This window comes from Helicobacter typhlonius, assembly GCF_001460635.1.
Taxonomy (GTDB): domain Bacteria; phylum Campylobacterota; class Campylobacteria; order Campylobacterales; family Helicobacteraceae; genus Helicobacter_C; species Helicobacter_C typhlonius.
Genome location: NZ_LN907858.1, coordinates 640,113 through 659,523 on the forward strand (window position 1 = coordinate 640,113; position 19,411 = coordinate 659,523).

27 protein-coding genes are annotated in these 19,411 nt (G+C 36.3%); 14 read left to right on the top strand and 13 right to left on the bottom strand.

Annotated features, from left to right (window positions below):
- Nucleotide 1: 1 nt before the first annotated feature.
- Genes BN2458_RS03175 through BN2458_RS03190 form a run of 4 tightly spaced genes read left to right on the top strand, consistent with a single transcriptional unit; the run spans nt 2 to nt 4,268 of the window.
- Nucleotides 2–3,088: a type I restriction endonuclease subunit R gene (locus BN2458_RS03175; RefSeq protein WP_058122037.1), complete on the top strand. Its 3,087-nt coding sequence runs from the start codon at nt 2–4 to the stop codon at nt 3,086–3,088.
- Nucleotides 3,089–3,103: 15 nt separating this feature from the next.
- Entirely contained in the window at nt 3,104–3,700 is a 597-nt protein-coding gene (locus tag BN2458_RS10715) for a hypothetical protein (RefSeq protein WP_052082074.1), read from the top strand.
- Nucleotides 3,701–3,702: 2 nt separating this feature from the next.
- Nucleotides 3,703–3,954 carry a permease gene (locus BN2458_RS10720; protein ID WP_052082073.1) on the top strand — a complete coding sequence of 84 codons (252 nt, stop codon included), beginning with the start codon at nt 3,703–3,705 and terminating at the stop codon, nt 3,952–3,954.
- Between the two features lie 11 nt (nt 3,955–3,965).
- The gene (locus BN2458_RS03190) at nt 3,966–4,268 is read left to right on the top strand and encodes an ArsR/SmtB family transcription factor (protein ID WP_034342442.1); all 303 of its coding nucleotides are present in this window, start codon (nt 3,966–3,968) and stop codon (nt 4,266–4,268) included.
- Here BN2458_RS03190 and BN2458_RS03195 read toward each other — a convergent pair.
- Together BN2458_RS03195 and BN2458_RS03200 are read right to left on the bottom strand one after the other, a co-directional pair.
- Complete coding sequence (locus BN2458_RS03195; RefSeq protein ID WP_034342439.1) at nt 4,245–4,502, bottom strand: zinc ribbon domain-containing protein; 258 nt, start codon at nt 4,500–4,502, stop codon at nt 4,245–4,247. The genes BN2458_RS03190 and BN2458_RS03195 overlap by 24 nt on opposite strands.
- A gap of 27 nt (nt 4,503–4,529) precedes the next feature.
- Nucleotides 4,530–5,216, bottom strand: a complete 687-nt coding sequence (locus BN2458_RS03200; RefSeq protein ID WP_052082072.1) for a BspA family leucine-rich repeat surface protein — start codon at nt 5,214–5,216, stop codon at nt 4,530–4,532.
- Between the two features lie 201 nt (nt 5,217–5,417).
- Between BN2458_RS03200 and BN2458_RS03205 the strand changes: the two genes are divergently transcribed.
- The 4 genes from BN2458_RS03205 (at nt 5,418) to BN2458_RS10345 (ending at nt 8,425) form a co-directional block, all read left to right on the top strand.
- Nucleotides 5,418–6,281: an aminoglycoside 6-adenylyltransferase gene (locus tag BN2458_RS03205; protein ID WP_052082071.1), complete on the top strand. Its 864-nt coding sequence runs from the start codon at nt 5,418–5,420 to the stop codon at nt 6,279–6,281.
- A gap of 118 nt (nt 6,282–6,399) precedes the next feature.
- On the top strand, nt 6,400–7,566 hold the full coding sequence (locus tag BN2458_RS03210; RefSeq protein WP_034342436.1) for an SLAC1 anion channel family protein: 1,167 nt from the start codon (nt 6,400–6,402) through the stop codon (nt 7,564–7,566).
- Nucleotides 7,567–7,782: 216 nt separating this feature from the next.
- On the top strand, nt 7,783–8,058 hold the full coding sequence (locus BN2458_RS10340) for a hypothetical protein (protein WP_231944738.1): 276 nt from the start codon (nt 7,783–7,785) through the stop codon (nt 8,056–8,058).
- A complete protein-coding gene (locus BN2458_RS10345; RefSeq protein WP_334081334.1) occupies nt 8,003–8,425 on the top strand; it encodes an outer membrane beta-barrel protein in 423 nt (140 codons plus the stop codon). Before BN2458_RS10340 ends, BN2458_RS10345 begins: the two co-directional genes overlap by 56 nt.
- A gap of 278 nt (nt 8,426–8,703) precedes the next feature.
- Here the strand turns inward: BN2458_RS10345 and BN2458_RS03220 are convergent, their stop codons facing one another.
- From BN2458_RS03220 to exbB, 3 genes are read right to left on the bottom strand one after another with little or no spacing between them, the layout of a single operon-like run.
- The gene (locus BN2458_RS03220) at nt 8,704–9,396 is read right to left on the bottom strand and encodes an energy transducer TonB (RefSeq protein ID WP_034342359.1); all 693 of its coding nucleotides are present in this window, start codon (nt 9,394–9,396) and stop codon (nt 8,704–8,706) included.
- The gene (gene exbD, locus BN2458_RS03225) at nt 9,362–9,742 is read right to left on the bottom strand and encodes a TonB system transport protein ExbD (RefSeq protein ID WP_034327102.1); all 381 of its coding nucleotides are present in this window, start codon (nt 9,740–9,742) and stop codon (nt 9,362–9,364) included. The genes BN2458_RS03220 and exbD overlap by 35 nt, the downstream gene beginning before the upstream one ends.
- A gap of 9 nt (nt 9,743–9,751) precedes the next feature.
- On the bottom strand, nt 9,752–10,183 hold the full coding sequence (exbB, locus tag BN2458_RS03230; RefSeq protein ID WP_034327100.1) for a TonB-system energizer ExbB: 432 nt from the start codon (nt 10,181–10,183) through the stop codon (nt 9,752–9,754).
- Nucleotides 10,184–10,347: 164 nt separating this feature from the next.
- Here exbB and nikR point away from each other — a divergent pair, with 164 nt between their 5' ends.
- From nikR to BN2458_RS03260, 6 genes are all read left to right on the top strand, one after another.
- Nucleotides 10,348–10,779: a nickel-responsive transcriptional regulator NikR gene (nikR, locus tag BN2458_RS03235; RefSeq protein WP_034327098.1), complete on the top strand. Its 432-nt coding sequence runs from the start codon at nt 10,348–10,350 to the stop codon at nt 10,777–10,779.
- A gap of 64 nt (nt 10,780–10,843) precedes the next feature.
- Entirely contained in the window at nt 10,844–11,620 is a 777-nt protein-coding gene (locus BN2458_RS03240; protein ID WP_034342361.1) for a nicotinate-nicotinamide nucleotide adenylyltransferase, read from the top strand.
- 36 nt (nt 11,621–11,656) lie between these two features.
- A complete protein-coding gene (gene rsfS / locus BN2458_RS03245; RefSeq protein ID WP_081951407.1) occupies nt 11,657–12,010 on the top strand; it encodes a ribosome silencing factor in 354 nt (117 codons plus the stop codon).
- Nucleotides 12,011–12,045: 35 nt separating this feature from the next.
- Complete coding sequence (locus BN2458_RS03250; RefSeq protein WP_138109587.1) at nt 12,046–12,978, top strand: hypothetical protein; 933 nt, start codon at nt 12,046–12,048, stop codon at nt 12,976–12,978.
- A 128-nt stretch (nt 12,979–13,106) separates the two neighbouring features.
- Entirely contained in the window at nt 13,107–13,595 is a 489-nt protein-coding gene (locus tag BN2458_RS03255) for a TolC family protein (RefSeq protein ID WP_034327093.1), read from the top strand.
- A 33-nt stretch (nt 13,596–13,628) separates the two neighbouring features.
- Complete coding sequence (locus BN2458_RS03260; protein ID WP_034327090.1) at nt 13,629–14,015, top strand: hypothetical protein; 387 nt, start codon at nt 13,629–13,631, stop codon at nt 14,013–14,015.
- A 220-nt stretch (nt 14,016–14,235) separates the two neighbouring features.
- Here BN2458_RS03260 and BN2458_RS03265 read toward each other — a convergent pair whose 3' ends face one another.
- The 8 genes from BN2458_RS03265 to BN2458_RS09870 form a co-directional block, all read right to left on the bottom strand.
- Nucleotides 14,236–14,916: a hypothetical protein gene (locus tag BN2458_RS03265; protein WP_034342364.1), complete on the bottom strand. Its 681-nt coding sequence runs from the start codon at nt 14,914–14,916 to the stop codon at nt 14,236–14,238.
- A gap of 12 nt (nt 14,917–14,928) precedes the next feature.
- The gene (locus BN2458_RS03270) at nt 14,929–15,492 is read right to left on the bottom strand and encodes a hypothetical protein (protein ID WP_034342367.1); all 564 of its coding nucleotides are present in this window, start codon (nt 15,490–15,492) and stop codon (nt 14,929–14,931) included.
- 16 nt (nt 15,493–15,508) lie between these two features.
- Nucleotides 15,509–16,150: a hypothetical protein gene (locus BN2458_RS03275; protein ID WP_052082066.1), complete on the bottom strand. Its 642-nt coding sequence runs from the start codon at nt 16,148–16,150 to the stop codon at nt 15,509–15,511.
- Between the two features lie 28 nt (nt 16,151–16,178).
- Nucleotides 16,179–16,640 (bottom strand): hypothetical protein, encoded by a 462-nt coding sequence (locus BN2458_RS03280; RefSeq protein WP_034342644.1) that lies wholly within the window; start codon nt 16,638–16,640, stop codon nt 16,179–16,181.
- Nucleotides 16,641–16,709: 69 nt separating this feature from the next.
- Nucleotides 16,710–17,690 (bottom strand): hypothetical protein, encoded by a 981-nt coding sequence (locus tag BN2458_RS03290; protein ID WP_034342370.1) that lies wholly within the window; start codon nt 17,688–17,690, stop codon nt 16,710–16,712.
- Entirely contained in the window at nt 17,683–18,294 is a 612-nt protein-coding gene (locus BN2458_RS03295) for a hypothetical protein (RefSeq protein ID WP_034342372.1), read from the bottom strand. Before BN2458_RS03295 ends, BN2458_RS03290 begins: the two co-directional genes overlap by 8 nt.
- Entirely contained in the window at nt 18,287–19,009 is a 723-nt protein-coding gene (locus BN2458_RS03300) for a hypothetical protein (protein WP_034342375.1), read from the bottom strand. Before BN2458_RS03300 ends, BN2458_RS03295 begins: the two co-directional genes overlap by 8 nt.
- The gene (locus BN2458_RS09870; protein WP_138117662.1) at nt 19,002–19,313 is read right to left on the bottom strand and encodes a hypothetical protein; all 312 of its coding nucleotides are present in this window, start codon (nt 19,311–19,313) and stop codon (nt 19,002–19,004) included. Before BN2458_RS09870 ends, BN2458_RS03300 begins: the two co-directional genes overlap by 8 nt.
- Nucleotides 19,314–19,411: the final 98 nt, after the last annotated feature.

Genomic DNA, 19,411 nt, shown 5'->3' on the forward strand with positions numbered 1-19,411 from the left:
AATGCAAGAACCTCAAAAGCTTGATGAAAACGCCATAGAATCCTTGCTCCTGCAACATTTAGAAAACGCAGGATATGACTACAAAAGCGGCAAGGAATTAGAGCGCAAAAGCGAGGAGTGGATACTTGAGGGCGCATTTAAAGAGGCGGTGTGGAGGATTAACTTTGCGGATTCCAAACCTTGCAATCTTAACCTAAGTTATAAAATCCAAGAGCAGCTTATAAGCGAGGCATTGGCTAGACTTAAAGCCCTTGAAAATGAGGAGCTTTTAGAAGCAAATGCGAAATGCCACGCTTATCTTACGCAGGGTATCCCGCTTGAAGTGCTACTTGATGGTGAAATGCGAGGCATTCTCTTGCAAGTGCTAGATTTTGAAAACCCGCAAAACAATCACTTTTTGTGTGCTAATCAACTCCATTTTGAATCTAAAATGCCCAAACGCCCTGATGTTGTGCTCTTTATCAATGGCTTACCCTTAGTGGTGTGTGAGCTTAAAAATCCCCTAAATCCAAATGCTACCTTGCAAAACGCCTATCATCAGATTCAAACTTACAAGGCGCAGATTCCTATGCTTTTTATCTCCAATGCGCTATGTATGGTAAGCGATGGGCTAAATAGCAAGGTGGGGAGCTTGAGTGCGGACTTCACACGCTTTATGGTGTGGAAAGACGAGGATAAAACCGATACGCAAATGCCCCAAATACCTGATGTATTAAAGCCTCACAATCTTTTGGAATTTACGCGCTTTTTTATCCTCTTTGAAAAAGAGACTTTTTATGATAAAGCAGGCTTATCCACGACACAAATCAACAAAAAAATCGCTGCTTATCATCAATACTATGCGGTGCAAAAGGCAATAGAATCTGCTAGAAGCGCAATGAATGGAGACAAAAGAGGCGGGGTGCTCTGGCACACGCAAGGGAGTGGCAAAAGTCTCACAATGGTATTTTTCAGCGCAAAGGCGATTGCGAGCTTTGCCAACCCCACGCTTTTACTCATCACCGATAGAAACGACCTGGACGAGCAGCTTTTTGGCACTTTTGCTAGAGCAAAGGAGCTTTTACGCACAGAGCCGATACTTGCAACTAGCACACAGGACTTAAAAGCAAAGCTTAAAAGGGCAAGTGGGGGCATTGTCTTTAGCACGATTCAAAAGTTTAGAAGCGAGGGAGAAAGCTTTGAATGCTTAAGCAAAAGAGAAAATATCCTCGTGCTATGTGATGAAGCTCACAGAAGCCAATATGGCTTTGAAGCGCGACTTGATGAGGAGGCGCAACTCCGCTATGGCTATGCAAAATATTTGCGAGACGCGCTACCAAATGCCACTTATCTAGGCTTTAGTGGCACGCCGATAGAAAAGGCAGACGCGGACACAAGGCGCGTTTTTGGAGAATACATTGATATTTATGATATTGCAAGAGCGGTAGAGGATAAGGCGACTTTACCAATTTATTATGAAAGCAGGTTAGCTAAAATTGCTTTAAGCGCAGAGGGACAAGAGATTTTAAGCGCGCTAGATTCTAAACTAAGCAAAAGTGAGGAGCAAGAGAAAATCAACGCCAAAGCCACAAGATTATGCGAGATTGTCGGGGCAAAGGATAGACTACAAACTATCGCAAAGGATATTTTAGAGCATTTTACACAGCGACAGAAGATTTTGCAAGGCAAGGCGATGATTGTTTGTATGAGCCGAGAAATCGCAGTGTCTTTGTATGAGCAAATCGTGCATTTAAATCCCTCGTGGCATAATGAGGATTCCACAAAGGGCAAAATCAAAGTGATTATCACCGCAAAAAGTGGTGATGGAGAAAAGATAAGCAAACACCACACGAGCAAGGCGCAAAGAAGCAAAATCGCTAAAAGGCTTAAAAGCGTTGATGATGAGCTACAAATGGTTATCGTGTGTGATATGTGGCTCACAGGCTTTGATGTGCCACCCCTACATACGCTTTATATGGATAAATTCTTAAGCGGACATAACCTTATGCAAGCCATAGCGAGGGTAAATCGCGTGTATAAAGACAAACCGGCGGGGCTGGTGGTGGATTATTTAGGAATTGCCAATGAACTAAAAAATGCACTAGAATTTTACACTCAAAGCGGAGGCAAGGGCGCGTTTATACAAGAGAAAGCAAAAATCATAGAAAAAATGCAAGAAAACTATGAAATTACCGCGCAAATGCTGCAAGGAATCAACTATTTGCAGTATTTTACGCTTAACGCACAAGAAAAACTTCAGTTTATTGCCCAAGTTTTAGAATGTATCCTAGCCCAAGAAAATGGCAAAAAGCGATTTTTGGATAATGCAATAAGGCTTTTAAAATCCTATGCAATGGCTCTGCCTTGCGAGGAAGCGGAGAAAATCGCAAAAGATGTGGCGTTTTTTGACCTCATCAAAAGGACTTTGCAAAAATACGAAAGAGAGGAGGAGCAAAAATCTCTTGTGCCACAAAGCGCAATTAGGCAAATTATTAATGACGCGATTGTGAGTGAGGGGGTAGTGAAACTTTTGGATAGCGCAGGGATTGCAAAGCCAAACCTCCCTATCCTTTCAGAGGAATTTTTAAGCGAGCTTGCCTCCCATAAACACAAAAACCTTGCCTTGCAGACTTTGCAAAAGCTTTTAAATGATGAACTAAGTGCGCGTCTTAGCTCTGCACTTTCTGCAAAAAGCTTGATAGAGCGACTGCAAAAGACAATGCAAAAATATCAAAACAACCTCCTTAGTGTAGCAGAAGCCATAGAGGAGCTGATTGCCCTAGGCAAAGAACTCGTTGCGAGTGATATGCAGAGGCAGGAAATGGGATTAAAAGACTATGAATATGCCTTTTATGAAGCGATTGCCAAAAATGAAAGTGCAAAAGAAGTGATGAGTAAAAATGAGCTAAAAGAACTTGCCATAGCGATTTTTCAAACTCTCAAGCAAAATGTTAGCTTAGATTGGCAGCACAAAGAATCTGTGCGAGCAAAGCTTCGTGTGGCAGTTAAAAGGGTGCTGCAAAAATATGGCTATCCACCGGATATGCAAAAACTCGCAACAGATAGAATCATAGCTCAAGCCGAACTTGTGGCGAGTAATCTTGTGTGAAGTAAGGAGAATAAAATGTATAAAATGGGGACAAAGAAAAAAGTAGGCTTTGCATTATTGGCAATAATGGTCTTTAATTTATCTAGTAGTTACGCAGATTCTCAACACAAATATTTTCCAAAGACTAGAGAGGAATTAAAGGCTTTTGTCCAAGATGAAAGTATTAATCTAGGAGAAATTGATACTTCTGCCATTACTGATATGGCAAAACTTTTTGAAGGAAGCACAAGGCAAGATTTCAGCGGGATAGAATCATGGGATACTTGTAAGGTAAAATATATACTTGATACTCAAAAATTTCTACAAGAAAATTTTAAAAGCACGAATCATAATGAGCACTTTAGAGCTAAGAAACCTATTAATTTTACATCTTTTTCTACTTCTGTTCTGCAAAAATCTAGCTCTTGTTGTGATACTCAAATGGATAAGAATATGTCTTGTTGCACAAAATCTAAAAATAAAGATTCTATAAAAAATTTATTTTTTCAAAGTTTGAAGGACTATAAAAAACTTGTTCCATATATTGCCATAGGTATGGGTATAGGAGCTTTTATACATGGTTTTGTGCCACAGGATTTTTTACAAAATTATCTGGTGGATTTGGGATTTTAAATGTGATTTTTGCTGCATTTATTGGCATTTTGCTTTATGTTAGGGTGGAGGCAATTATACCTATTGGTGTCGCATTGCTTGGAGTTGGCATCAATGAGGGTGTAATAATGAGTTTTTTAATCGCTGGCGCTGGTTGCTCTTTGCCTGAACTCATATTATTAAAGAGCATATTTAAGTTAAATTTTTTAGCATTGTTTGTTGGGTTGGTTTTATGTATTGCCATAGGATTTGGTATGATTATTTATTTTTTATAGTGAGGCATAAGATGAATAAGGTTGATAGTTTTTTAAACATTGTGGGTGCGCTCAATGATGAGACGAGAATATTAATTTTGAATTTTTTATCTGCAAATGGTGAGACTTGCGTATGTGATTTGCAAAATATGTTAGATATGAAGCAATCACGCTTATCAAGGCATTTGAAAATATTAAAAGATTCAGGCTTTTTATATGTAAATCGCAAGGGTGCTTGGGCGTATTATGGGATAAATAATCATTTAACCCCCTTTCATCAACAGGCTGTGCAAGCCATAGAAGAGCTTGATTTAAGAAGTTTGCCACCTTTTTAGTGTCGGGAATAATTTTGTGCAGTGCGCATTGAATTGCTCATTGCTCATTCCCGCTTGTGCGCCATATAGCGAACACATTTCTATATACTCTTGCATTGAGACTTTATGGATAAATTCACCTCTTTCATAACAATACTTGCAATAATCAACACTCGCGCTTCCGTCCTTTTCTAAGCCCATTTGTTCTTTGGAAGTAAGGGGCATACCGCAGCTTTGGCAGATTGTATTTTGCATTAAGAATCCTTCTTTTTCCTTTAGAATCTATTCTTTATACCATTTTGGCGGATTGTTTTGCAATGGAGAACTTCCAAATATATCACGCATATCCAAAACGTTCTTGACGTTCCAACTATCCAAAGACTGATTGAATGATTTTGCCCTATAAAACATCTCTTTCATATATTTCACGCTGCTTGTATTCCACTTATCCAAAGGTTGATTGAAAGATTCTGCTACAGCAAACATACTATGCATATCTTTTACTTTGGATACGTCCCAAGCATTTATATTTTGATTAAAGCTCTTTGCCTTAGAGAACATATATTCCATATGTATCATAGTGGATAAAATAAAAATAGCAACAAACAAAAAAGCTACATAAATCAATGTGATTTTCAGTCCAAAAGCCACAAACAACATTCCCACAATTATAGGATTAACAAGCGGAGAGGTAAGCAAATAGGCGATACATACACCAAAAACTACATTTGCTTTAAGCAATGCACGAAGTAAGGGAATAGTAGAACAAGAACAAAAGGGCGTAAGAGAGCCCAAAAGAATAGCTTTTATATAACTAAGATAAGAATCTTTGCCTAAATGCTTTTCAAAGGTGCTCTTGTATCTATTGTTTAAAAAAGCAATCAAAACAGATACGATGACAAAAAGGAATGATAACTCAACGAAATAAATGGCAAAAAATTTGAAAAATTCTAGTAATTGACTTTCCATAAAAAATACTACCTTATTATAATATTGATATATGTTGATATTATAATATATAAATCTTAATAAACACTGAACAGATTATTATTAAGTATTTCTAGTGCGAAATGGGGTAAGAAACTTCAAAGCAGCTTGCACCTTTAAATCATCAAATTATTAGGGTAAAATGCAAAGCAAAATTTAAGCCTTTAAAAAGGAGAATCCACAATGCGCACGCAAAAAGAAATTTTCGCCCTTATTTTAGACTTTGCCAAACGCACAGATTCTATCCGCGCGGTTACATTAGAAGGCTCAAGGGCAAATCCCAACATCAAGCAAGATAAATTTTGCGATTATGATATTTCTTTTTTCTTAAACGCTAAAAACTTAGAATCCTTTAAAAACGATGAGGAATGGCTTAAAATCTTTGGCAATATTTTAATGCTCCAAAAGCCCGAAGCTATGGAGCTTTACCTGCCTGATTTAAGGGAGGGTTGGTTTAGCTTTTTAGTGCTTTTTGATGATGGGGTGCGCATAGATTTGAGCCTTATTCCCCTTGAGGACATAGAATGGTATAAGGACAATGAGCGGCTAATGCGCGTTTTGCTTGATAAGGATAATCAATTGCCTATCAATGAGCCAAGCGATAGTGCGTTTTTTATCAAGCCTCTAACCAAACAGAGCTTTTTGGACTGCTGCAATGAATTTTATTGGCGCTATGTTTGCATACACAAGGACATTTTAAGAGGCGAATTGCTCCTTGCAAACGCGCATTTAGCGATGATGAGAGAGGGGCTTTTGATTTTGCTCTCTTGGCGTGTGGCATTAAGACAAAATAATTTTGCTTTTTCTCTAGGCAAGGAATATAAGTTTTTACCCCATTTTTTAGAACCTAAAGAGCGCAAAACTCTCTATAAGTGCTATAAACTAGGGGATTTAAAACAAGCGCGAAAAACGCTTAAAACAATGGAGAAATTCTTTGCCAAAAATGCGCGGGAGCTTATAAAAGTGCATTTTAAAGATTTGCACACTCTGCCTTATGCAAAAGTAGCAAAGCAATATGTGAGGATTCTAAAACATAAAATAGTATAAATCAAACCAAAAGATGAGTTTGAAAAAGATTTTGATACGCACGATAAAATAAAGAAAAAGTTAAATAAATCTCAATTAAAATATAATACAAAATAATATGCCATATAAGGAATCCAAAATGACACAAGAATATAAAACAAAAGGTTATTTTAGCTATCTGCCCATAAGCTTTTTTGGTGCGTGTATGGGGCTTAGTGCAATCAGCGTGGCGTGGGATAAAATGATGCGCTTAATCCAAAACCTCACCATAAATACAGAAAATTTCCTTGCCCCAACCCATAACACAAACTTCTTGCCTTCAACTCTCCTTGCTAATTTTAGCTTTGCTCTTTCTGTCTCTTTTGCACTCCTTGCCCTCATTGCGTTTATAGGGCTAGTAAGTGCCTATGCTTTGAAGATTCTAAGCAGCTTTGAGAGTGTCAAGCTTGAGTTTGTCTCGCCTCTGACGCGTCCATTTTTTGGCACATTTTTTATCTCTTTACTGCTTTTGCCCTTTGCACTCCATAGACTTGGACTTCCTGAATCCTTAAGCCTTGCGGTATGGATTGTAGGAGCAATTTTAATGTTTATCTTTAGTGTGCATATCGTGCAATTTTGGATTTGCAACAAGCTTGAGCTTTCCCATATTACCCCTGCGTGGATTATCCCTGTCGTAGGTTTGCTAGACTTGCCCTTAGCCTTGCCTTTGTTTGTGGATAAAGTATGGGTGCAGGATTTTAGCTTTATCATTGCTGGATTTTGTGTGGGTGTTGGATTCTTTTGGAGTATCGTGCTATGTGTGCTTATTTTTGCACGCATCGTGTTTTTTGAAAAACTCCCTGAAAAGCTAATGCCCACCCTTGTGATACTTCTAGCTCCATTTGGTGCAGGAGTAAGTGCCTATGCAGTATTCATTCGAATTCCTATTCTTAGTAGCATAGATAATTCAAGCTATGTACAAGCTCTTATTAGTCTCCTTAATAGTACAAATAACTTAGACTACGCGCTGTTTTCCATTGGATTATTTTTGCTTTTTGCTCTATTGCCTCAAGTCTTTCAAATCGGCAAATGTTGCCCATTTAGAATCTCGTGGTGGGCGATTAGTTTCCCTTTGGCTGCAATGTGTATTGCAAGCTTTAATATTGCAGAATCTATCGCTTCAAAATCCTCTGCTCTAAGTGGTGGAGCAATATTCTTTTCTGCACTCTCTAGTATGCTCTTAATTGCTGTAACACTTACTTTTATATGGCTACTTATGCGCACATTGAGAGGAATTATCAAAGGTGAGTTAAAAAATCTTGCCTAAACTTTAAAGCTTAGAATTTATCATTGAAGTTTTCAGAAAATTCTGCTGAGAGTGAGAAATTGTGCTTTGCATTGTTGCTCCTTGCAATCTAATATAAAATCAATTTTGGCATTATAAATCCTTACATTTTGTCAAAAAAAGGGGGGGGGGGGGAGGGGGCTAGAATTGAACCCGTATTATTTATAATACAAAATCAATTTTATGAAAGGTGGTTTAATGAAAACTACAAAATTACTTGTAAGTTCAGTAGTGGCTTTAGCATTATCAAGTTCTGCACTTGTAGCTGAAGAAAATGGCATTTTTGTGGGTGTAGGGCTAGGATATGGTGGAAGCACAATGAAAGTTACAAGTCCTGGTGACGGTGGTGGGAAACAAAGTCTAGATGGTTTAAGCTATGAAGTGATTGCTGGTTATAAGCAATTCTTTACTCCAAATTTTGGTTTGCGCTTATTATGCAAACTTTGCATCTACTACAGGAGAAAAGAAAATTGAGGGTATAAAGCGTAAAGCAAATGTGATGAATTTTGGTGTAAATGTTGATGCACTTTATAATTTTATCGCTGATGATTCTCTAAGCTTTGGTGCATTTTTGGGGCTTGGCTTAGGTCTTAATAGCTGGAGTGGCAGCCTTATTACAGGTCTTAAAGATGACATGGCAGGACTTGGCGCAAAAGTAACAACAAGTGGCTTTGGTGCTGCTCTTAATGTTGGTTTGCGCACAGAGATTGCTAAAGCTCACGGCATAGAATTAGCTGCTCGTGTACCTTTTGTCGCTACAACTCTTGTTAATAAAGATGGTTTAAAAGTAACAGCAACACACAACTACAATGTAGGCTTACGCTATATCTTTAGCTTCTAAGAATTTTAGAATCTAAATTTAAGCTTTCTTATATTTATCTCCTCATTTTGTCCCCAAAGGCTTTACGCCCTTGGGGGTTTAAAACTCAAAACTTCCTAAAATCTTTTAAATTTTCTAAAGACTTTTGATACTTTTTTGTTTGGAAACTAACTTTTGAAATTGGTGCAAAATATGGTAAGCAAATATGCTTTTTGTATAGCGACAAAATTTTATTGCAAATTATTCTATGGCAAGACTTGGCGATTTGTTAAAATAAAACTAGGCAAAGCCAAATAGGGCTAACCCCTATCAAGCTTATAAACAATAGGTAGGCGGATTTTAGTCGTTTGTGTGAAAATAGGAAAATCATTTTGTGCTTGTTTAATTGCGTTGAGCGCGGTAAGATTGAGTGATTTGTGAGGGCAAGATTCAACAAGTTGGATATGTGAGACGCCACCATTTTTATGTATCACAAATTCAACCACCACACGCCCTTCTAGCCCTTGCTTTCGTGCCATAGGTGGATATTTATTTTTGCGGTCAATGGCGCGTTTGAGTTTGGAGAAAAGCTCATCTTCGCTCCCATCATTAAAAGTGAGTGTTTGTATCACATCACCTTCCTCTAGATTTTCACTAGGCTGTGCCTTTGGAGGGTTTTGTGGTGGGGTAATGATTTCTTCTTGTTTTGCAAGTTTGCCATCGTGCTTTGTGATTTCTCTATGCTTTTGCTTTTTTACAATTGGCTTTGTCTCACTCACAGAATCTTCATTTGAGGTATCCATAAAAGTAGCAAGGGAGAGTGTCGTGATGCTCTCGCCATTTTGCCGCAAATCCATATTATAAAAAACACCATATAACGAGAAAAAAAGGGCAAGGTGGAGTGCAAGGCTGATTATGAATCCTGCATAATTTGATATATGTTCATTGCTATTGTGGGCATTGGTTTTGTTAAAAAGGTTATTTATTTTTTGTTGAAATACCAAAGTTTTCATGCCCTTTCTCCTTTAAAATATCTATGATTTGCACAAAGCTTTCAAATTTTGAATCTTTATCGCTTTTGAGCTGAATAAGCGTCTTGTTATTGACATTGGCAAGCTCTGTTTTGAGAGATTCTGCATCAATGGGTTTATCGTTAAAATAGATAATATTTTTATCATCAATTGCAATGAGAATTGGCTTTTCATCTTTGCTTTGCTGATTTTGACTCGCATATGGAAGCTCGACTTTTATTTGCCCTTGCGCAATAAAGGTCGATACGCTTAACACAATCGCTAAAAGCACGAGCATAACATCAATGAAAGGCACGATATTTAAACCATCTTTTTTTGGGATTCTCATCGCCTTGTCCTAGTCTTTTTGTTTGTTTAGACGCTTGTAGCGGCTGATTTCGATATCCATTTTACGCACAAAGCAGTTATACACGATAAGTGTGGGGATTGCCACCACTAACCCTAATGCTGTGGCTTTGAGTGCGGTAGATAGCCCTACCATAATGCTTTGAGCGTCCATTCCGCCACTCATACCCATATCATAGAATGTAATCATAATTCCAATAACGGTGCCAAGAAGTCCCACATAAGGTGCATTTGAGTAGATGATATAAAGTGCGGTAAGATTCTTACTTAATGATTCTTCAAGCGCATCTTCGTTTTGATAGTCTGTGAGTTTAAGTTTTGCAAAAAATATAAGCCTTTCACAGCTAAACCATACGCTTAGAAAGCTCATCAAGCCCAAAATAGCAAAAATGATATGGTCGATATATTCTTTTAGAAATTCCATTAATATGCTCCAAGACTTAAAAATGAACTCGCACATATTATAAAAATCATTCTTAAGATAAGTTTATATTTCCTTTTAATTTCACTTAAACTCCATACTTCGCTTTTATGCTTAGTTTTTTTAGGTTACAATTTGGCTTATATTCATAAGCTAAAGGAAGCACAATGAAGCCCAATATTATTCGATTTAGTGTGTCTTTACCAGAGAATTTGCTTGAAAGCCTTGATGAGCGTCTAACACATAAAGGCTACTCATCACGTTCAGAAATCGTGCGTGATATGATACGCGAAAAACTTAATGAGGAAGTATGGAGTAGTGGCACGGAAGACACACAGGGCGTGGCAGTTTTGACGATTATTTATGACCATCATCAACGGGATTTAAATCAAAGAATGATTGATATTCAGCACACAAACACACACAATGGTAGCGTGGAGATTCTATGCAATACACATATTCATTTAGACCATCATAATTGTTTAGAGACAATTATTTTACGCGGCAAGGGAAGCAATATTGAGAATCTTAGCATTGAAATCGGTGGCTTAAAGGGTGTAAAGTTTTCAAAGCTCACACGCGCAAGTCGCTTTGAGTAGCGTGAGTTGCTTTTAAGTAAGCTAAGATTCTATGAGTATTATATAAACATAAGGGCATTGGCAAATGCAGGGCTATGTAGCAATCTATGGTGGGAGCTTTGACCCGCCCCATAAGGGGCATAGCGAGATTATCCGCACATTGTGTGAGAATGTGCTTTACACTCATATTATCCTTATGCCAAACTTTAAAAATCCATTGAAAACCCCGCCGCTCTTTGCTCCGCTTCAACGATTGCAAATGTGTGAGAAAATAGCTAAAGAATATAATGCGCAGTATCCACCTCTTTCATCTTCGTCCCTAGCGTCTCTGCCGCGTGTGAGTGTAAATGACTATGAGATAAGGCAAAACCGCGCCGTGTATAGCGTGGAGAGTGTGAGGGAGATTCAAAATGAGCTAAAGGCAAAATATGCGGATATGTGTAGGGATATGAAATATGCCTTTGTGCTGGGTAGTGATAGTTTCAATCAATTAGCGCGGTGGCACAATCCGCAAGAATTATGCGAAATGGTTGATTTCGTGGTAGTTCATAGGGTGGATTTAGAATCTAGCCCTGAATCTACTTTAGAATCTAGCTCCTGCGTAGATTCTAAAAAAAGTGGAGATATGAAGAAAAGGGCGAGTGCTGTGCATAATGCAGATTCTGAATCTGCCGCGTATTCTAGCCTTGCTCTGCATTCTCATTTTGCCCCGCACGTGATTGAAAACCTCCATTTGCAAGATTTTAGTGCGTTGTCTTCAAGCGCAGTGCGCACCTTGCTGCATAGTGGAGACATCAATAGCGCACTTATGATGATGCCACCTTGCATTCATAGCATTATAAAGGCACATTTTAGGCTATAATGCGCGTTTAAATTTATTAAAGGAGCAGTTTTGGAAATATTGCAGGAGCAAAAAATTTTACGCAATCCACAGGAGCGCTTAGACTATATAAGCGCACTTTTAGCTGATAAAAAAGGCGAGGATATCGAAGTCTTTGATGTGAGAGATAGGGATTATATTGTTGATTATGTGATTATTGTAAGCGCGATGATTGGGAAGCACGCCTTTGCTTTGCTAGATCATCTAAAAAGTGAGCTAAAGCCCTTGAACGAGGTGTTTTACTCCACAGATGAGAAAAGCGAGGATTGGGTTATTGCAGATTTGGGGGATATTATGATTCATATCTTTACGCCTAATCATCGCAAAAAGTTTAATTTAGAGGAATTTTTGCGCTCCCTCGCTAAAAAATAATGCTTTTACGATATATCTTGCAAGGTTTGTTGTCTGTGTGCGCTTTTGGTGCGGACATTATCGTGCCTTTGCAAGATGAGGCATTTTCACCCGATAGTTTGAATCTGCCTTATACGCGTTCTGTGAAATCTACGAATAATGCTGTGGATAAATCTACGCTAGAGAAGCACTCAATCACGCAAAGTCTCTCGTTGCATTATCTTAATTCCTATATGCGTCATCATCAGTTTGGAATCTCTGTGAATGGCGTGGGGCTGGAATATCATAGAATCTTAGTCAATAACAATCAAAGTGATGTGCTTTTATCCGTGCAGACAAATTTTACTAAATCTTCTCTTCAGCCATTTCGCACAAACACACAGGATTTTACCCTTGAATATGATGCAAATTTTCAAATTGGCACATTAGCCCAGCTTGATATTTTATTCGCACAAAGCGATAGGGGTTATCATATGTTGGGGTTTGAGTTAGGTTTTGCCTTTGCCCTCCCTGCGCGACTTGCAGGAGGTGTTTCTGGCGTGGAGTTTGACGAGCAGAGTGTGCTATTTAATGTCGATTATGGATATGGTTTTAGCTTTGGTAAATATACCTTAATGCCCTTTGTGCGCTTAGAGAGCTACGCATTTTTTCCACTTCAAGAGAAGCTCAAAAATCGCCGTCCTGTTGATAGCGGATTTAATATGCTTATGGGGGTAAAAAATATTTGGGATATGCGCTATTTTGAAGGAGCATTGAGCGTTGGGGCATTGAGTGATTTAAATCTTTCAAGCTCGGGTGTGGGCGTGTTGGCAAATGGTGTAATCGTGTATGATAGGCTCGGTATGAGTAATGGAGTCTTTGGCGAAATAAGCATTGGCATTTTAGAAACTAAGCATTTCCACCTTCTTGTGAAGTCGAATTTTTCTTATATGCTGTCATACTATGAGTTGAATTGGCAGAATGGTTTGAGTGCGTTGCTAAGATTCTAAACTCTAGGCTAGATTTTTGAATCCAAGCAAGTATGTGTCATTGTATAGAATCTGCAAAATTCATCAAACTATTTATTTTTTTGTTAGAATCTCGTCAAAGAATTAAGAAAATATTTTAAGGGGGATAAATGAGGAGACTTATTTGTGGTATCTTGTGCCTACTATCTGTGGTGTTAGGGGAAGATGAGGTAGGGCAGAATATCGAGCATTATATGAAGCTTGCTAGGGAGAATTACCCACTCTATCAAAATACCAAGCTTTTAGATAGGGTATTAAGTCTCACGCTTGAAAGATATAATATGCACTTTATCCCACATTTGCGCTTTTCAAGCAAGGTTTCCTATCAAAGCGATGTTACAACCTTGCCTTTTGATAATAATCAAATGCAAGGTATTTTTCCAACTTTCAACTACAAGCCATTGAGTAAAGACCAGTATCAATTTGCCTTTGAGCTTGCCCAGCCCGTGCTTGATATGGGGCTTGTTGCACAAAAAGATATGAGTTGCGCACAATACGCCACGCGCAAGAGTGATAATGTGATTAGCCTCTATAAGATTCAGCAATCTGTGATTAATACTTTCTTTTCTCTGCTCCTTTTGGGTGAGCAAATCGAGTAAAATGAGCTACATATCAAGGAGCTTGATAAAAACTTGAAGAATCTTGAAATCCTCTATAAAAATGGCGTGATAGAAAAAGAAATCCTCGACAAAATGCGTATCGAGATTCTCAACACGCAAAAAAATGCACAGGCGTTGAAAAATGAAAAAGACATCGCAACACAAACGCTTTCAATGCTAAGTGCGACAAAAATAGGTGAGAATTTACTTATTCCAAGCCTAGAGGAACAAAGTGCGTTTTTGCAGAGTGTGCGACATCTCGCGTATGAGGAGAACACAAATGCTTTAGAATTTCGCCCAGAAACATTATATTTTAGCCTCAAAAGCATCGAGATTGAGAGTCAAAAAAAGCTAGAGAATGCTAAGAATTTACCCTATGTGGATTTATTTTTCAAGGTGGATATGCAAATCCGGGGTTAAATTTTTTAAAAGGCACATTCTCGCCTTATTACATTGTTGGTGTGCGGTTGAATTGGGACTTTAGCAATCTCTACACAAAGCACCAGCAAAATGGATTGATTAAAAATAGCCAACTCATCTTGCAATCACAGCAGAAAGAATTTACCCTTAATACAAAATCGCACTCAGATAGAACTAGTAACAATCTTAAATACCGACCTAAACCTAGAATCTTGTGGCATTAGATGTCCTTATAGCCTAAATCTTTTATCTTATCTTTTAATTCTGCATCACTGATTGTTATTCCTTGAAATTCTAAAGCTTCTTTGGTTTTTTGGCGAATGAAGTTGAGTAGTTTTTCTCGTTCTTGATTTGTCATATATTCATCGCATAAAAATACTTTATGATAATGCTTAGGCATAAAAATCAAATTAAAATACCTATAATTTTTACTCGGTGCTTGGTGATTCAAAAAATAATAAACAAAACAATTAGACCTTTCTAAAAATGGTCTTGGAGTATAGTATTTGACTAATCCCACTTCCCCAAATCTAAAGAATCCTTTTTGTATTCTAAACCAATTCCTTCTCTCAAAGCCTATGCCTTGATTGGTAATGTAGATTTTGTTTTTGCGATAGTAAAATACTTGGCGATACGCATCTATAACCGAATAGAAAATGGCAATATAGAGCAAAAATATCAACCAAGACTTTGGGCTATAAAATACAGCAATCAATACAAGAATAGGATTTTCGTCTGCGAATATTTTACTTATCATTATTGGGAATGCTATAAGAATGAATAGAGAAACTAAAAAAATTAATATATAAGAAATCCAATCCAATATAAACACATTATGCCTTATCTCATACAGAATCTCCTCTCCAAACTCATCATATCTTATATCTTGTTTTTCATTCATATTCTTGCCTTATCAACACTTCGTGCTTGAAATAATAGCTAAGATTCTGCCTTTAGTTCCAAGTCCTTTAGTTGATTCTTTGAGTGATTTATCTACCCCATATTTCTCTGCTAATGTTGCCATTGAAGCAAACATTGCACTTATTCCACTCATTAGTGTATCAGTGGTATTACCTTGATATTCTAGCAAATTTGTATTAGATTCTATGACCAAAGTTGAAGTATTATCCTTATTGATAATCTCTTTAGCTGTAATGTTAGAATCTTCATAGGTAAAGGGTTGGATACTATTGCTTTGTGAAGTAGTAATGCTTATTGGAGATTTTGTATTGTTATTTTCAAACATTATAGAATCTTGATTATTTATTATTTCAAAAGGACAATCTACAATACAAACAATAGCCACTCTTTTTGTATTATCTTTAGAATCATAAAGTTTAATATTATTATTTGGATTATAAGGAGCATTGGGGTTAGAATCTATCATACCAGTCTTAACATCAAATCCTTTATTACTAGAGTTAGGTAAGCCTATTTTAATACCTGCTGTGTTGGGTTGGTTACTATCGTGATTCATTGGTTATTTCCTTAGACTAATATATATCAAATTGTTTGTCCAAATCATAACATAAAGTATCTATATTTGCGCCCTGTGCTTTTAGAGCCTCTTTGGTTTTTTTGATAAGAAAATCGTGTAAATAACATTGTTCGGTTATTTCGTTGTAGAGTTTTGGAGATATATAAATATCCCAAGCAGTCAAAGAAATATTATAATAGGGTTTGAGTTGCCAAGAAGCAAAATATTTTTTCTTGAGATTACCTAGTGGAAAAATTATTATCAAGCTAGGCGAGGCAGCAGGAAGTGTCCCTGTGGAACCTAAAGTTCTTATCGCACCCGCTTCCCCAAACTTAAAGAATCCCTTTTGCATTCTAAACCAATTCCTTCTCTCAAAGCCTATACCATTATTTGTAACATAAAAGCGATTTTTGCGTGTGTAAAATAAACGATATGAACTGAGCAGTGTAAAGGGAATGCCAAGAATCAATGATGTGATAAGCAATGGTTTCTCTATTTCATTGAATAAAAAAGCTTCTATGCCACCATATACCATAGCAATGCCAAGAAAAAGTATCATAAAATACATCAAAGAATCCCACCAACTTAAATTATGCCTTATCTCATACAGAATCTCCTCTCCAAACTCATCATATCTTATATCTTGCTTTTTATTCATATTCTTGCTCCATTATCTCTTTTTAATCTCATTTCTCTGCTAATGTTGCCATTGAAGCAAACACTCCACTTATTCCACTCATTAAAGTATCTGCTGTGTTACCTTGATATTCTAGCAAATTTGTATTAGATTCTATGACTAAAGTTGAAGTATTATCCTTATTGATAATCTCTTTAGCTGTAATGTTAGAATCTTCATAGGTAAAGGGTTGGGTAGGATTAGAATCCATTGTAACTTGTGCGGAAAAAGTTTTATTGTTATTTGAAAAACCATTGAGATTATTACCTGTATTATTGTTTATAAAATTATCACAATTAACATAGCATACTATGGTATTTGTGTTGGGAGTGCGATTATATGTATCTTTAGAATCATAAAGTTTAATATTATTATTTGGAGCAAATAGAGTCCTATAATCTACTTCTCCCTTCTTATATGGCAATCCTTGCAGAAGCAATGGGTCAAAGCTGCTCTTAGCATCTTCCCTCACTCCGCCTTTATCTCTCCACCTTTAACGACTAATCCTTTAGAATCTATGACTACTTCTACTCCACCAGCTTTAATAATAACACAATCTCCCTTTATCATCACTCTTACTCTTTGCAACTACTCTTTTAAATCTTTCATTATAGATATAGATTTCTTTTTCTTTGAGTAATTCTGCTTTGCTTGTATCAATACATTTTTCTATATCCAATGTAAGAAGAATAGCGTCTTTTACAGGCTGTATTTTTCTTTCTTGCTTTCTTTGTTCTTTTTCTTCTTCCTCTTGTTTTCTATCAAGGTATTGTGGAAAGCTTAACATTAACAGGATAGTTTTGAAATAGCTTGATTGTAAATTGCTTGCTTCTTTACAAAGTGTCTCTGCTTCATTAGAATGAGCTAAAGGATTGCCAAATATATCTTTATCAAGTTCCCTTAATTCTACATAGTTATTTCTTATAAGATAGTCATTAATGCGATTGATTTTTAAAAGATAAGCTTTCTCTAATTGAGCTATTCTTTCATTCTCCGCTTGAGCAGATTCTAAGGCTTTGTCTTCATCAGAAAACCACCATTTCTCAACCTTGCCAGCTAACCAAGCTCCAGCTACTGCACCTATTATTGTCCCACCAACAGGTATCACAGAACCTACTGCACTACCTAAGATTCTACCTGCCATAGCAATACCGAGTCTAGTGGTTATAGCTTTTGTAGTCGCACCCCCAATTTCAATTGCCGCTGTTTCAAATATAACTTCTTGTATAGCCCTTTCATTATCCTTGCCCTCTACTTTCTTAAATAAATAAGAAAAAATACCAAAATTCCCTATAAGTTTGTATTTATAAAAAGCATTGACTTTATTTGAAACTCCTTGATTTTCCATATATTTACTTAGAATTTCACTTGAACCTGTCCCTGCTACAACCATAGAGTAATTTACTAAAGTGCCTGTATTTCCTAAATCTCTGCGAGTAATTGGATTCTGCGTAAAGTCTTGTTGGCAATAACAAAATTCTAAGGAAGTATAAGGAGATTCTGATTGTGAATGATTAGGCATTGCTTTGTTCCTCTCTTAGTTTGTCTATTTTATTAAAGTCAATTTGTGGGTTAATATTGCCTACTATATTTATTTGCGTTTTTAATTTTGCATAAGCATTATTGTCTAGTTCTAGTAGAGAATCTTCAATCTTGGGCAATAAAAGACTATAAAGTTCATCAAGATTATTTGTTCCAAATGGCTCAATAAATGATTGTATGATAAATGAGAGCTTATTATCGCATTCGATTTTATGAAGCAATATTGCTGAACTCATACCTGTTGTAAAACCCCATATTGTTGAAATTCTATATGTATAGAAAGTTCCTAAAGGCAAAACTATTGTTTTCCCTAGATATTTTTCAATAAATAATTTATCTTTTGTAATATATACATTTTTTTGATTTAATAATCTTAAAAGCCTATAAGGTGGATACAAACAAGCAAGGGAGGCAAACAAAAGTAGTAAAGTCATAAAAAAATCTGCGTCATCGTTATTTATAAATTTTTCTATTCCTTTGAATATTGCTAAACAACAGACAATAGATAAAAAGAGTAAAAGAAATACTGAAATTAAAAACCCCATATAACTTCTTTTATATTTCCAAAGAATCTCACTACTCATTGATTACCCTTTCCCTCTGCTTTTTAAAAAGATAGACTATTACTCCATAATTTACACCTAAAGTAATGGTAGGAATATTTGGAACATAAAAAGGGCGATTTTTAGGATAGATTGTATCACTCATAGCACTTCCAAAACCAGCATTTGCAGGCAGATAGATATTTAAGAAATTTTCAGTAGCATTACCTAAATCATTGAAAGTTTTTTGCTTTTGTGGGAGATTCTTATCAAATTCACATTGTTCGTTAATAGCTCCTGCTATAAGTGTTCCTGCTACTGCACCTATTATTGTGCCAACGATAGGAAAGGTAGAGCCAACAGCTGCTCCTGTTGCTGCACCTGTGGCAATACGAGTTAAAAGGGATACGCCTGTTTTGACTGCAAGTTTGGAAGTAGTAGCTAAACCAATTGAGGTTTCTACTCCCAATTCGGTTAATGCTCTTTGGTTTGACTTACCCTCTGTTTTTTTGTAAAGAAAGTTTAGGATTCCAAAATTCATCATTATGTTAATCTTTGGAATCTTTCTTATCTTTTCTTCTATGCCATTATTTTTAAGATGTTTATCAAGTGTTTCTATAGATAAATTTTCTGTAATTACTAATCCATTAGAAATAATAACTCCCGTTGTTCCAAAGTCTCGTCTGTGGATAGGAATCTTTTCAAACTCATTACAATTACACTCTAAACCTTTATAGATATTTTTATTTTCAACCATTGTTTTTTTCCTTGCGTAAAATATCAATTTCGCAAAAATTTATATAATTATTTGGCAGCCCATCTTTAGAATTATTTTTGAAGCAATTATAATCATTTTCATTCATTTGTATTAAACTATTCTTAATGCATGGCTTTATGATTTCATATATTTCTTGTATATTTGTATTACTAAAATCAATAAAAAAATATTTTGGCAAAATTGATTGGATTGTTAATGGTCGTATCGCAATAATGGTATCAAAACTAATCTTAATAATTTCATCTTCTTCACACATATAAAAAGTCCCCAATGGTAAAACCATATCAGACCCTATATATTTTTGAAGTATAAAATTATTTGTAGTGATTTGTATAGTTTTGATATTGATAGACAAGAAGATACCAAACAAATAATAAAGTA